The following is a 14018-nucleotide window of genomic DNA, read 5'->3' as shown; positions in this document are numbered from 1 at the left end:
AGTGTTAAAAAAAATCTTCAATCCTTGTTAATAATTGGTTAAAATATAACGCTTTAATGAGTTAATAATAACTTAAAAAGAGCAACACCTCACGATATTGCTCTTTTTAAAACAGGGAATATTATCTAAATTACGGCACTACATTTAATGTCGCATTTACAATTTTATTTTCACCAGATTCTAATATAACATCAATATTTTGAGTAACATATCCTGAAGCACTAATAGATAATATATAGGCTCCTGGTGACAAACCTTCTATGGTATAGTGATTTTCACTATCTGTTTCAACGCTGGTCGATGCTTCGTCATTTATCGACACTGTAGCTACAACACCATCTGCTAATCCACTAATGGTTCCGCTTATCATACCTTTATTAAGCGCTAACTCAATAGGACTTGAAATAACAGTTTTTTCTCCATTAACAACCACAATACCTTCGGCCATACCTGAACCATATTCTGACGCTTCAATAATTGGAGTTACCAAAACATCATAAGTTCCAGCTGGCACACCCCATAAGGCAAAACTTCCATTTTCATCAGTTAAGGCTGTTACAACAAAGTCATCTTCGGTTTCTGTCGTACCCATATCATCAACTACAACATAGGCCATGGAAGGTGTCGTAGATGGCGAAACTATACCTTCAATAATTCCTGAATTTGTTTCTAAACTGGCATAAAGTACAGGCTTTAAAATAATATTTTCTGAATTTCCAGCATGTACAATAGATTTAGCAACATCAAAATCTAAAATAAAATCATAAGCATAACCCGCTTCAATAGTTTCATTTATTTTAAGTTTTAAACCGGATTGTTCTGCACTAGGTGTTTTTAAATCATAAGTTTCATCTTGATCATTCTCATTTTTAATAACAATAGTATTCCCGTCGCCTAAAACCAATCTCATCTGGCTTAAAGTACCTTCAGGAATAGGAAATCTTTCCACAAGCACTTTGCTCATGCCTCCTGTAAAGTCCAAAAGGTTTACAGTTTCAGGATTAACCTCTAATGACATCCAACCATTCTCATCATCAACATCATCATCCATTTTTATCATGACGTCAACAATTTCAACATTAACAGCTTCATAATCTCCTGGCGCATCCACAAGCCTAATGGAAATAGTTGGATCACCTTTTTTAATCGAGTCTGAATCTGAATCATTACAAGCCACAAAAAGGCTTAAAAAAAGTAAGGGTAGAATTAATGTAAATCGTTTGATACTAATCATAATGTTTTATTTATTTATAATAGTTATGCAAAACCATATACGGCCTAAATGCCATTTTAAGATGTTTTACTTCTTGCAGTGTAAGTTTCCATCCATAAAAAAAGACTTAAAAACATGCCAAGAAATATAATTTACACTCCAGACTGCTTTATTAATTGCAGTTTAATTATTTTTATATACAAATAATTAACCGCTATTAACTTAGTATAATAAATGACTTAAATGACAAAAATCGCCCTTATAACAGGAGCTACTAGTGGCATTGGTGAAGCTACAGCTTATGAATTTGCCAAACAGGGCATTCATTTAGTACTTTGCGGCAGACGTGTAGAACGCTTAAACACCATTAAAGAAGCTTTAAAAAAACTTACTTTAGTTCACACATTAAATTTTGATGTACGCAACAAGCACAAAACTTTTGAAGCTATTGCATCCCTTCCTGAAAACTTTAAAAACATAGACATTTTAGTTAATAACGCAGGAAACGCCCATGGTTTAGACCCCATTCACGAGGGTGATATTGACGACTGGGACACTATGATAGACATTAACGTTAAAGGTTTACTATATGTGAGTAAGGCTATTATTCCCCAAATGACCAAAAGACATTCTGGTCACATTATAAACTTAGGATCATCGGCAGGAAAAGAAGTTTACCCCAAGGGCAACGTGTATTGCGCTAGTAAACATGCCGTTTTAGCCATTACCGAAGGCATGCGCTTAGACTTAAATCCTTATGGGATAAAAGTTACAGCTATAAATCCTGGAATGGTAGAAACCGAATTTTCACGAGTGCGTTTTAAAGGCGACCCTGCTGCAGACTCGGTTTACCAAGGATTTAAAGCTTTAGAAGCCAAAGATGTTGCTGAAATCATATACTTTGCCGTATCCCGCCCCGCCCACGTAAACATAGCCGATCTATTGGTTTTCCCAACCGCTCAAGCCAATAGCACCACGGTTTTAAAAGAAAAATAAACATGCTAGAATGGTAATATTGTTTTTACTGAATTAAAAACTATGATTAACAAACGCTTACTTATAAAACACCTTTTAGCTCACAACGACGAAAATAGTTTTTACGACAAAAAACGTAAAATCGACATTGGTCAGAAAGAAGGCAAAGCCAAGTTTTTAAAGCATGTTTGTGCCCTATCGAATAGCAATCCGAAAAACAATTCTTTCATAGTTATTGGTGTTGAAGACGATGATAATGCCATTATTGGCGTCGACTTTTTTGATGATAGTAAAATTCAGAACCTCATCAATGCCTATTTAACCAATCCTCCCATTGTTCAATATGAAAACATTCCTTTTCCGCACTTACCAAATAACAAAGTAGTAGGTTTGGTAACTATTAGACCCAATGAAGGCTTAACTTCTTTAAGAAAAAACATCTGGAAATATTACGGCGGATCGGTTTTTTTTAGAGATGGCAGCATGAGTATGCCTAAAGTATTTGACATTGAAATTAAAGATGTGAATTCTAAAATTGTTGCTGCCATTGAAAACAATGCACAGAACAATATTGAACACACCCTTGATGGTGTTTTCGATTTTATGAATAGCCGTTCCGACTACAATGCGCAATATAAAGTGTTCAAAGAATATTTTGTGGTATGCTGGGCCGGACAAAAGAAATTAGTGAAAAACGATATTTACTATTCCCGTGTCGATATAGAACTGATTAACGAGCGGGTAAGATTATTCTTTTCGGCGTTAGATGAAGTTTCGATTACCATAGACGAAAACCAATTTAAAATTATTGAATATGTGAATTTAGGGTTACAAGGCACCAATAGATATTACCCTTTAGAAGAAACTGTTATAAAGTTTGAAGACAACGCCCAATATAACATTGAAACCACATTATTATTTGAACCTCCGAAGTTTGACAAAAAAATTTTGCATCATATTTACAACACCAATAACGCCATTTTAAACAAATTAAAAAAAGGCATGACGCTAACTCCGGCAGAGGAAAGCGACTTAAAAAACCTTCCGGAAACCTACCTTATTTGCTACCTCAATCAATTTGAAAACGCCATTAATAAGCTCATAGAAGCCAAAACCCTTATAAAAAACTACGACCAAGACACTTACAGGCTATACAAAGAAACCTTGCGAATCCTAAGAAAGGTTCGTTACAATTAACATTTGTTAATAACTTTAACATTTTTTAACAAAATACGTGGGAAAAAACACTAATTTAGCACCGCTATTAATCTTTTTAAGATATGACCTTGCTTCTTCTACTGCTATTTAGAAATGAAGTGAGGTCTTTTAGTTTCTAGGTCTCTCCTGTACAACTAAGTCCAAAACGAATCCGCTACATTATCAACAAATGGCTTTTCGTGATGCATGGCTTCAATAGTTTTAAATTGTTCCTCGGTCGCTATTTTTTGAATTTCAGGAAACAGCACACGCTCTTCAAAACGAATATGATCATCTAATTGTTTTTCTATATCCGATAAGGTTTTAGCCACTTCGTCTGTTTTAGAAAACAGTAAAATCAAGGCTTTATGATCGTCTAAAGCTTTCCTTTTTAACGCATTATCATCTTCTAACAAAGAGAATATATGCTGCTCTTCCATTTTAAAATGAGGTATCAAATGGTTTTCGAAAAACCAATCGGCATAACTTTTTATTCGATTCGGCTCAACACCCTTACCAAACCCAGTTCTTATTTTCCAACACAATAGGAGGCCCTGATGATGATCTCGACTTAAAGGTTGTAAGGCTTGATGTCGTTTTAATGGTTTTTTATCCACAGTTATAAATACTTAAATTTTAAACGTTTTAATTAGAATTCAGTATATAAATTTACACATTTATTGAAGTATACCAACTGAAAATCAAAACATTAAAAAAAAAGATAAACCATGGTCTTAAACAAAAAAAAGAGGTCATCTAAAAAGATGATTTTTCGTCTAAATATACTCTAGACAGCATCTCATTATTTTGAAAAGCAATGATAATGAGATGCTGAAATAAATTCAGAGTGACGAAAAAATCAACTTTTAGGCCTCTTTTTAACTTTCTTTCCTAAGTCTAACTAGCTAGCTTAATGAAACTGTTTCTCCAATTTGATAGCTTGAGGAAATAAAATATTATTCTCCAAATGGATGTGTAAATGCAAATCTTGCTCGAATTCTTGCAACATGGCATAAGTAACTCGGTAAGTGTTACAAGCATCTGCTGGAGGGTTATAATTATTGCTTAACTCGGCAATTTTTCTAAATCGCACCCCTTCATGATCGTGTTCGTCCATCATCATGGCAATAGGGTTTTCAACGGTACCAAACTGAGGTGCTTCAATAGCGCCTTGACTTAATGTGGCACCAACCATTTTTTTAACAAATGGAAAAAGGATCAATTCTTCCTTTTTCAAATGCGCCGATAACTCACCTGCCGAAGCCGTAAACAATTCGTTAATGGTTATCAACTCAGGATGTCTTTCACCATGTACTCTACATAATTTATCTAAAAACTGACGAAGCACAGGAATTTTTTCCTCCACATAACGATGGTGTTTTTTCTCAATATAATCGACCAATAAATCTAAGGGCCACGATTTATAATCTATAGATTGATCGGTTTTTGTATTTATAACAGCTTCTAACTTGCTTAACAACTCATTAGCATCAATTTGGTTTTTTTCGCAAACCTCTTCCAATGATCTTCCTCCTCGACAACAAAAATCGATTCCGTATTGATTAAATACCGCTGCTGTTCTAAAATCTTCTGCTACAAAGGCTCCAATGTGTTTTTGTACGTTACTATTTAATACTTCCATGACATTATTTATTTCGGACAAATTTATCCTATTTATATTCAAATTTTTTTTTGAGTGAAACTCAACTATTTTTTAAATCTTTAAGAATGATTCCCCTGACTTAATATTTAAGGCTAGTTCTTCCAAATTCGTGTTTTCCAGCATATGTTTTAAATCGGTTCTTATGGCTTTAAATTTATCGTGAACCGGACAAGGATGTGCGTCATCACAGGCATGAAGTCCTAAACCACAACCGTTATAAATGGTATCGCCATCAATGGCATTTACTATTTGCGACAACTTAATGCTTGCTATTTGATTTCTATCAATTTCAAAACCACCATAAGCGCCTTTTACAGATGATACGACATCGTTTTTCACCAAGGCTTGTAATATTTTAGCCGTAAAAGCTTGTGGAGAATCTATTTCCTGAGCAATTTCTTTAGGGCTCACACGATTACCTTCATAAGATTGGGTCGCAATAAAAATCGCAGCCTTAATACCATATTCGCAAGCTTTTGAAAACATATTCTATTTAATTACCATACAAAGGTATCAAATATTTTTTAATTCGGACAATTTTATCCTAATTAAAACTAAAAGCTCATAAAAAACAGTTTGTCTAACTTCTCGACTCTGCTCGAAGACCTTTTTCTATCGAGACTACCTGTTCAACAAATAAACGAATCAAGATGCTACAAATAATCAGTAGTGATTCTTATACCAAACCTTCTGCCATTCACGCTTTAAAATTAAAAAGGCAACCTCTTCAGACAGTTTAAGGGTATCGTCACCATTTAAGGCTTTAACCTTATTTTCAGAAACATCGATAATATAAAGCAGGTTTAAGTATTCTGAAAATTTCTCCTGAATAAGTTTGTAAACCGTTTCATGAAGCAACAATTTCAAACTCGTTGGCAGGATGTCTTCATGAAAATCTAAATCAATATTAGCTAACAAAAAATCTTTGTTAAGTTGTTGAACAAGCTTTTTATACAACTGCAGTTGATGGGCTTCTTCAACTAAATTCTCAAATGTGGTAGGCACCTGCATTACACGGTTCTGTTCATTAAATTATGACCAAAGGCTTTTAATAAGGCCTTTTTATCTTCAGAGATATCCAAAGTTTCCAACACATCAAAAGCTTTGTTTGTATATTCCAAGATAGCTGATTTTGTCGCTTCCGCGGAACTAGAAGACTGAAAAATAGCTTTAGCACGTACAATTTTTTCTGAAGCATCATCAACATTTGAAGCGAATAAGGCTTCCAACTCTTTTTTCTCGGAAGCTTCCGCAAATTGAAGCGCTTTCAAATACAAATAGGTTTTTTTATTTTCAATAATATCACCACCTACTTGTTTACCAAAAGTTTTAGGATCACCAAAAGCATCCAAATAATCATCTTGTAACTGAAATGCAATGCCTAAATAGCGACCAAAATCATAAATACCTTCTTGGTCTTCTATTGAAGCTTTTGCTACAATCGCTCCCATTTTCATGGCAGCTCCAACCAAAACGGCCGTTTTAAATTCTATCATCTTTAAATACTCCGGAATGGTAACATCGTTCCGCGTTTCAAAATCGATATCGTACTGCTGACCTTCACAAACCTCTAAAGCCGTTTTGCTAAACAGTTTGGCTAAAGCCTGAAAAACATCGGCTTCATAATGTTCAAAAAGCTGATAAGCCATAATTAGCATAGCATCGCCAGAAAGAATACCTGTATTAACATCCCACTTTTCATGAACCGTTTGATGGCCACGACGCAGCGGTGCATCATCCATAATGTCATCGTGTACTAATGAAAAGTTATGAAACACTTCAATACTCAACGCAGCGTTTAATGCTTTTTTATAGTCGCTATTAAAAATATGCGCCGTCATGAGGGTAAGTACAGGCCTTAAGCGTTTTCCGCCTAAGTTTAAAATGTATTCGATAGGTTGATAAAGTCCTTGAGGTGCCTTAACAATCTTATAATCTTCTAGGAATTTAATAAACTCCTCTTGGTATTTTTCTATGGAAAGCATCGCACAAAAATAAACCAATTCGGCTTATTAAAAAGTTTCTGTGTGAAATTACTATTAAATAAATGTTAAAACCACGGAAACTATTTTGGTTTTTAAAGTTTCCATGAGTACTTTTGCCGCTTCTTATGAAAGATAAAATAATTACCGCATCAAAAGAACTATTTTTAAACTACGGGTTTAAAAGTATTACTATGGACGATATTGCCAATCGCATTGGTATATCTAAAAAAACCATCTATGTACATTTCGCAAATAAAACAAAACTTGTAGAAGCCGTTGCCTTTGATATTTTTGAAAACATTTCCGAAGGTATCGATACCATTTGCAATAATTCTAAAAACCCCATTGAAGAGTTATACGCGATTAAAGTATTTGTTCTAAATTATTTGAAAAACGAAAAATCATCTTCGCAATTTCAATTACAAAAATACTACCCCCGAATTGCCGAACGCCTGCATTTAAAACAGTTTGAAAAAATGCAAGTCTGTGTTAAAGACAGCATTCAAAAAGGTATTGACATGCATTTGTTTAGAAAAGAAATTAATGTCGATTTTATTTCAAGAATGTATTTTAACGGTATGTCTGGTTTAAAAGATCAAACGGTTTTTCCTTTAGAGTTATTTACCATGGATTATCTCATGGAAAACTATTTAGAATACCACTTAAGAGCCATTGTTGCCGATGAAGGCCTTCAAATATTAAATAAATTTATAACATCAAATCAATCATAAAAATGAAGAATAAACTAATTGTTTTTTTTAGTTTACTATTTGCTATTTCAGGGTATTCACAGGAAACACCAATAGCTTTTAGCTTACAAGAAGCCATAGACTTTGCTTTGGAAAATAACCGCAATGTGAAAAATGCCGCTAGAGACATTGATATGGCTAAAGAAGAAAAATGGCAAGCTACCGCTACAGGTTTACCACAAATTAATGGAGCCGTAGATTACCAAAATTGGCTAAAACAACAGGTATCTTTACTACCAGCAGAATTAGTTGGTGGAAATCCTGGCGAATTTGTTCCTGTCGAGTTTAGTCCAAAGCAAAATATTAACGCCAAAGCGACTTTAAGTCAATTAATATTTGACGGTTCTTATTTAGTAGCCTTAAAAGCTTCAAAGGTATATTTAGAAATTTCTGAAAACGCTAAAATTAAAACCGATCTGGAAGTTAGAAAAGCAGTTATTAATGCCTACGGAAATGTTTTACTAACTGAAGAAAGTATAAAAATTCTTGAGAGTAATAAAGCGATTTTGGAATCGAACTTAGAGGAAATTCAAAAAACTTTTGAAAACGGTTTGGAAGAAGAAGAAAGTGTAGAACAGATAAAAATCACCCTTTCGAGCTTAATGAGTGATTACAATAATGTAAAACGCCTAAAACTTTTAGCATACCAAATGCTTAATATCACCTTGGGTATCGATTTAAACACGCCTACCGTATTAACAGATAATCTTGAAATACTAAGTTTACAATACACTTCACTTGAAGCATTAGCCGCCGATGATAGCGTGGAAAACAACATTGATTACTTAATTGCTGAAAACGAAGTTGAAAGTAAAGATTTACTGGTAAAACTAGCCATGAGTAAAGGCATGCCAACACTTAGCGCATTTGTAAATGGTGGATACAGTGCCTTTGGTGAAGACTTCGGTTTTTTTAATAGCAATCAAAAATGGTATGCTTCATCCATGTTTGGAGTTAGTTTAAACATTCCAATATTTAGCTCTTTAGGTCGCTCATCAGCAACTCAGGAAGCTCGAATTGATTTAGAAAAAGCAAACGAGTCTTTTGTCGAAATCGAACAAAAAATCAAATTAGACATTGCTCGAGCTAAAAGTGAATACCAATTCGCTATAGAAGATTATGCTAATAAAAAACAAAATTTAGATTTAGCCGAACGTATAGAACGTAAAAATGAAACCAAATTTTTTGAAGGTATCTCTTCAAGTTTCGACTTACGTCAGGCGCAAACACAATTATATGTTGCGCAACAAGAATACTTACAATCTATGATTGACATTATCAATAAAAAAGCAGAATTAGACGCCATTTTAAGCCAAATTAATTACTAAAAAAATCAAGATGAAAAACATATACACTCTACTACTTGCTTCCGTATTATTAAGCTCATGTGGCTCTGATAAAAAATCATCGGTGGAAGCCATTATCGCAACAAACGATCTAGAAAAAATTAGGCAAAAACACACCGAATTAGAAGCTTCTGCTCATGAAATTGCAACACAATTAAAGGAGGTTGAAGCTGCTATTAAAGCATTAAATCCGCAGTCTAAAATTCCGTTAATCACAACTTTTAAAGCCAACGAAGCACCTTTTAAACATTATGTTGAATTACAAGGTAATGTAAGTACAAATCAAAACATTGTCATTTACCCAGAATTCTCAGGAGTTTTATCCTCGGTTTATGTTAAAGAAGGCCAGCAGGTTAAAAAAGGCCAAATTTTGGCTAAAATCGACGACGGAGGCTTAAGTCAGCAACTAGCACAGTTAAAAATACAAGCTAGCCTTGCACAAACAACATACGAGCGTCAAGATCGTTTATGGCAACAAAAAATTGGTAGTGAGATGCAATACCTCCAAGCCAAAGCAAACTACGAAGCACAAACCCAAGCTGTACACCAATTAGAACAGCAAATTGGTAAAACCCAAGTTCGCGCACCTTTCTCAGGAACCATCGACGATGTGATTACAGACCAAGGAAGTGTCGTTGCTCCAGGGCAAACCCAATTGATTAGAATTGTAAACTTGGACGATATGTATATTGAATCGGATGTACCAGAAAGCTACGTATCAAGTATTGTTAAAGGAAAAGATGTTCAAGTTTATTTTCCTGTGTTAGGAAAAGAAATTAAAACCAAAGTACGTCAATCTGGAAATTACATCAACCCAGCCAACCGTACATTTAAAGTTGAAATAGCTCTACCTAATAAGGACAAATCAATCTTACCTAATTTAACTGCACGATTAAAAATAAACGATTATACCAGCGAGAAAGCCATTTTAATTCCGCAAAGTATTATTTCAGAAAATGCTGAAGGCCAACAATATGTTTATACCATAACAGATAAAGATGGTAAAACGGCTAAAGCACATCGTACCATTATCCAAACAGGTAAAACCCAAGGTGATTTTATTGAAATTTTATCTGGTATTGAAAACGGACAAGAAATTATTGATGAAGGCGCACGTTCCGTTAAAGAAGGTCAGGATGTAAAAATTCTTGAGATTAAATAAATTTTTCATTCCTGTGTAGTCAGGAATACGTTATAATTAATCCGTTTCATAGTATAAAAAAATTCCTCCTAGGGAATGAAAAAACGAACGACTAATGACTGATAAAAACAATAAAAAAGATAAAACAAATAAAGAGTTTGCTTGGTCTTCTTGGGCGATTAACAATCAAACCACCATGTATGTTTTGATTACCTTAATCTTATTTCTAGGTGCTAGTGCTTATTTTAGTTTACCACGAGAAAACTTTCCTGAGGTTAAAGAAACCAAAATATACATTAGTTCGGTATATCCAGGAAATACCGCTGAAGATATTGAAAAACTCATCACCGACCCTCTTGAAGATAAGCTTAAAACCGTAAGTAATGTGGTTGAAATTACTTCAACCTCTCAAGAAGATTATTCGATCATCGTAATTGAATTTGATTCCAATATATCGGTGGAGTCTGCTAAACTTAAAGTTAAAGACGAGGTAGATTCGGAAACAGCTGGTGAAGACTGGCCTACATTTAATGGTGCCAAGGTAGAGCCTAATGTTTTCGATTTAAGTTTATCGGAAGAAATGCCAATCCTCAACATTAACATTTCGGGTGATTACCCAATTGATAAACTTAAGGAGTACGGCGAATATCTAGAAGATAAAATTGAAGGTCTTCAAGAAATTAAACAAGTAGATATTAGAGGTGCTCAAGAAAAAGAAGTTGAAGTTGCAGTAGATATCTATAAAATGATGGCAGCTGCCGTTAGTTTTGATGATGTTATCAACTCTATTAATAGAGAAAACCTAACCATGTCGGCTGGAAATTTAGTAACCAGCGGACAACGTCGAACGATTAGAGTTTTAGGAGAAATTACAAATCCGCAACAACTTGAAAACTTCGTAGTTAAAGTAGAACACGGCAATCCTATATATTTAAAAGATATCGCCGAAGTCACTTTTAAAGATGAAGACAGAACCACCTACGCCAGAGAATTTGGTGCACCTGTAGTGATGCTGGATGTTAAAAAACGTGCAGGAAAAAACATGGTTGATGCCGCCGATCAAATTCGTGACATCGTTAATGATGCCATTGAAAATGTATTCCCTCCAGACTTAGTAGTAACCATCGCTAACGACCAATCGCCTAAAACCATTGGCCAGGTTGATGATTTAGTAAACAACATCATTTTCGGTATCATACTGGTTGTTACCGTTTTAATGTTTTTCTTAGGGTTTAAAAATGCCTTATTTGTTGGTTTTGCGATACCCATGTCTATGTTCATGTCTTTAATGATCCTAGACTATTTGGGCTACACCATGAATACCATGATTTTATTCGGACTCATCATGGGGCTTGGAATGCTAGTTGACAATGGTATTGTGGTTGTAGAAAACGTTTACCGACTTATGTCTGAAGAAGGCATGTCGCGTATTGAAGCAGCTAAAAAGGGAATTGGTGAAATCGCCTTTCCTATTATCATTTCTACCGCTACAACAGTTGCTGCGTTCATCCCATTAGGGTTATGGCCAGGGGTTATGGGTGAATTCATGAAATATTTCCCAATTACCCTATCCATAGTATTAGGGTCTTCATTATTCGTGGCCATCTTTTTCAACTCAGTTATGGTATCTCAATTTATGACCATAGAAGATAAAAACATGCCTAAAAAGCAGATTTATAAAATTTCAGCCATCTTTGGAGGAATCGGCTTGCTTATTTTATTCTTTGGTGGTTCATACCGTGGTTTAGGAACTTTAATGATTGTAACGGTAGGTTTATTATGGGTTTACAGATTGTTCTTAAGACGTTGGTCTAATAAATTTCAAAATCAATCTTTACCACGTTGGGAACGATTATACGAGCGTTCACTTCGATTCGCGATTGGAGGAAGAAAACCGGCTATTATTACCATTTCAACTTTTGTCCTATTAATTATAGCCTTTATTGGGTTTGGTGCATCCGTTGGAACACAGCGTACCAAAGTAGAGTTTTTCCCAGATAATAAACCTAATCAAATTATCGTCTATATCGAATATCCAGAAGGTACCGATATTGAAAAAACCAATGCCATTACTAAAGACATTGAAGAGCGCGTTTATAAAATTATTAACGATCCTGTTTATATGGATGGTGATCATAATTTCCTTACCGAAAGTGCCGTGTCTCAGGTTGGTGAAGGTGCAGGAAATCCTCAAACCGATGGAGGTTCGTCTGCCGAAATGCCTCATCGTGCAAAAATTACCGCTAGCATGCGTGAATATAAATTCCGTAAAGGTGCTAATAGTCAAGAACTACTGAAAAAAGTTCAAGAAAGTTTAAAAGATATTTATCCTGGTGTCGCTATTTCCGTTGAAAAAGATGCTAATGGCCCTCCTGCAGGTTACCCTATTAATGTTGAATTAGAAGGCGATGACTATGCTGAACTTATCAACACGGCCGAAAAAATGCGCGATTACCTGAATACTAAAAATATTCAGGGTATAGACGAATTGAAAATAGACGTTAATAAATCGAAGCCTTCTATGATGGTTGAAGTTGACCGAAAAAAAGCAGGAGAATTAGGTATTTCAGCAAGTCAGGTCGGACAACAATTACGAAACTCTATTTTTGGTGCTAAAGCAGGCATTTACAAAAAAGACGGCGATGACTACGATATCTATGTGCGTTTTAATGAGGAGAATAGATACAATACCAGTGCTATTTTCAATCAGAAAATTACTTTTAGAGATATGGCTTCTGGACAAGTTAAAGAAATTCCTGTTTCCGCCGTGGCCAAACACAATAACTCGTCTGGTTTTAGTGCTATAAAGCACAAAGACGTAAAGCGAGTGGTAACACTATACTCTGCATTAGCACCTGGTTTTACCGATGCTGGAGCCATCGTTTCTAAAATACAGTACGAAATGCAAGGTTTTACCGCAAAACCAGACAATGTAAGTATTGATTATACAGGACAAATAGAAGAGCAAAACAAACAAATGGCCTTCCTAATGAGTGCCTTCTTTACAGGTTTAGGTTTGATTTTCTTCATCTTAATTTTCCAATTTAACTCTATTTCAAAACCGGGTATCATCATGTTAGCTATCTTTTTAAGCTTAATTGGTGTATTTGGAGGTATTGTAGCTACGGGAAGTGCATTCGTTATCATGATGACCATGATGGGTATTATCTCCCTAGCTGGAATTGTAGTAAATAACGGTGTGGTACTCCTGGATTACACTCAACTTTTAATAGATAGAAAGAAAGTTGAATACAACATGGAAGACAATCAATATCTTAACGATAGTGATTTGGTAGAAATCATAGTAAAAGGAGGAAAAGCGCGTTTACGTCCGGTACTATTAACCGCCATAACGACGATTTTAGGCTTAATTCCATTAGCTACAGGTTTAAACATTAACTTCTTTACGCTTTTTAGTGAATTCAACCCACATATTTATGTTGGTGGAGATAATGTGATTTTCTGGGGACCTTTAGCGTGGACGGTTATTTATGGCTTATTTGTAGCCACCTTCTTAACCTTAATTGTAGTACCTATTTTATTCTATTTAGTAACTAAATTTAAAATGTGGTTATATAAAGACCGTGTTGTTTCTAAAGAAGATATCGCTGCATAAAACATATAAAAATTACGTTTTTAATTATTGTGACTAACTCGATTAATAGCAAAAAAGCTTCAATTTTATTATTGGAGCTTTTTTAATTTATAGAGTCGTTTAACTTCACTAAATTTGCACCTCAATTTTTTAT

The 14018-nt window shown here is 34.7% G+C and carries 12 protein-coding genes; 6 read left to right on the top strand and 6 right to left on the bottom strand.

Annotated elements, in window-relative coordinates; translation table 11 throughout:
* Nucleotides 1-130 precede the first annotated feature (130 nt).
* The gene (locus JJL45_RS04110; RefSeq protein WP_202664262.1) at nucleotides 131-1234 is read right to left on the bottom strand and encodes a DUF4382 domain-containing protein; all 1104 of its coding nucleotides are present in this window, start codon (nucleotides 1232-1234) and stop codon (nucleotides 131-133) included.
* Nucleotides 1235-1456: 222 nt separating this feature from the next.
* Between JJL45_RS04110 and JJL45_RS04105 the strand changes: the two genes are divergently transcribed.
* On the top strand, nucleotides 1457-2209 hold the full coding sequence (locus JJL45_RS04105) for an SDR family NAD(P)-dependent oxidoreductase (protein ID WP_067146931.1): 753 nt from the start codon (nucleotides 1457-1459) through the stop codon (nucleotides 2207-2209).
* A 42-nt stretch (nucleotides 2210-2251) separates the two neighbouring features.
* Nucleotides 2252-3385: an ATP-binding protein gene (locus JJL45_RS04100; protein WP_067146929.1), complete on the top strand. Its 1134-nt coding sequence runs from the start codon at nucleotides 2252-2254 to the stop codon at nucleotides 3383-3385.
* Between the two features lie 155 nt (nucleotides 3386-3540).
* Here JJL45_RS04100 and JJL45_RS04095 read toward each other — a convergent pair whose 3' ends face one another.
* The 5 genes from JJL45_RS04095 to JJL45_RS04075 all read right to left on the bottom strand — a co-directional run bounded on the left by JJL45_RS04095 (nucleotide 3541) and on the right by JJL45_RS04075 (nucleotide 7033).
* Nucleotides 3541-4002, bottom strand: a complete 462-nt coding sequence (locus JJL45_RS04095; RefSeq protein ID WP_068603462.1) for a hemerythrin domain-containing protein — start codon at nucleotides 4000-4002, stop codon at nucleotides 3541-3543.
* A 293-nt stretch (nucleotides 4003-4295) separates the two neighbouring features.
* On the bottom strand, nucleotides 4296-5027 hold the full coding sequence (ric, locus tag JJL45_RS04090) for an iron-sulfur cluster repair di-iron protein (protein ID WP_068603459.1): 732 nt from the start codon (nucleotides 5025-5027) through the stop codon (nucleotides 4296-4298).
* Nucleotides 5028-5099: 72 nt separating this feature from the next.
* Nucleotides 5100-5534 carry an RrF2 family transcriptional regulator gene (locus tag JJL45_RS04085; protein WP_068603457.1) on the bottom strand — a complete coding sequence of 145 codons (435 nt, stop codon included), beginning with the start codon at nucleotides 5532-5534 and terminating at the stop codon, nucleotides 5100-5102.
* Between the two features lie 177 nt (nucleotides 5535-5711).
* Nucleotides 5712-6059: a hypothetical protein gene (locus JJL45_RS04080; RefSeq protein ID WP_068603455.1), complete on the bottom strand. Its 348-nt coding sequence runs from the start codon at nucleotides 6057-6059 to the stop codon at nucleotides 5712-5714.
* Nucleotides 6059-7033 (bottom strand): polyprenyl synthetase family protein, encoded by a 975-nt coding sequence (locus tag JJL45_RS04075; protein WP_068603452.1) that lies wholly within the window; start codon nucleotides 7031-7033, stop codon nucleotides 6059-6061. Before JJL45_RS04075 ends, JJL45_RS04080 begins: the two co-directional genes overlap by 1 nt.
* A gap of 125 nt (nucleotides 7034-7158) precedes the next feature.
* On the opposite strand from JJL45_RS04075, the gene JJL45_RS04070 reads away from it, so the two are divergent.
* From JJL45_RS04070 to JJL45_RS04055, 4 genes are all read left to right on the top strand, one after another.
* Nucleotides 7159-7764, top strand: a complete 606-nt coding sequence (locus JJL45_RS04070; protein WP_068603451.1) for a TetR/AcrR family transcriptional regulator — start codon at nucleotides 7159-7161, stop codon at nucleotides 7762-7764.
* 2 nt (nucleotides 7765-7766) lie between these two features.
* A complete protein-coding gene (locus tag JJL45_RS04065; RefSeq protein ID WP_068603448.1) occupies nucleotides 7767-9110 on the top strand; it encodes a TolC family protein in 1344 nt (447 codons plus the stop codon).
* Nucleotides 9111-9120: 10 nt separating this feature from the next.
* Nucleotides 9121-10290 carry an efflux RND transporter periplasmic adaptor subunit gene (locus tag JJL45_RS04060; protein ID WP_068603447.1) on the top strand — a complete coding sequence of 390 codons (1170 nt, stop codon included), beginning with the start codon at nucleotides 9121-9123 and terminating at the stop codon, nucleotides 10288-10290.
* Nucleotides 10291-10384: 94 nt separating this feature from the next.
* Nucleotides 10385-13885 (top strand): efflux RND transporter permease subunit, encoded by a 3501-nt coding sequence (locus JJL45_RS04055; RefSeq protein ID WP_068603445.1) that lies wholly within the window; start codon nucleotides 10385-10387, stop codon nucleotides 13883-13885.
* Nucleotides 13886-14018: the final 133 nt, after the last annotated feature.

The organism is Tamlana sp. s12 (assembly GCF_016767215.1).
GTDB classification, from domain to species: Bacteria; Bacteroidota; Bacteroidia; order Flavobacteriales; family Flavobacteriaceae; genus Pseudotamlana; species Pseudotamlana agarivorans.
This window is presented reverse-complemented; position numbering and strand designations above follow the sequence as displayed.

Coding starts and splice junctions, on each gene's coding strand:
- JJL45_RS04110 (WP_202664262.1), bottom strand. CDS start 1,234: ATGATTAGTATCAAACGATTTACATTAATTCTACCCTTACTTTTTTTA.
- JJL45_RS04105 (WP_067146931.1), top strand. CDS start 1,457: ATGACAAAAATCGCCCTTATAACAGGAGCTACTAGTGGCATTGGTGAA.
- JJL45_RS04100 (WP_067146929.1), top strand. CDS start 2,252: ATGATTAACAAACGCTTACTTATAAAACACCTTTTAGCTCACAACGAC.
- ric (WP_068603459.1), bottom strand. CDS start 5,027: ATGGAAGTATTAAATAGTAACGTACAAAAACACATTGGAGCCTTTGTA.
- JJL45_RS04085 (WP_068603457.1), bottom strand. CDS start 5,534: ATGTTTTCAAAAGCTTGCGAATATGGTATTAAGGCTGCGATTTTTATT.
- JJL45_RS04080 (WP_068603455.1), bottom strand. CDS start 6,059: ATGCAGGTGCCTACCACATTTGAGAATTTAGTTGAAGAAGCCCATCAA.
- JJL45_RS04075 (WP_068603452.1), bottom strand. CDS start 7,033: ATGCTTTCCATAGAAAAATACCAAGAGGAGTTTATTAAATTCCTAGAA.
- JJL45_RS04070 (WP_068603451.1), top strand. CDS start 7,159: ATGAAAGATAAAATAATTACCGCATCAAAAGAACTATTTTTAAACTAC.
- JJL45_RS04065 (WP_068603448.1), top strand. CDS start 7,767: ATGAAGAATAAACTAATTGTTTTTTTTAGTTTACTATTTGCTATTTCA.
- JJL45_RS04060 (WP_068603447.1), top strand. CDS start 9,121: ATGAAAAACATATACACTCTACTACTTGCTTCCGTATTATTAAGCTCA.
- JJL45_RS04055 (WP_068603445.1), top strand. CDS start 10,385: ATGACTGATAAAAACAATAAAAAAGATAAAACAAATAAAGAGTTTGCT.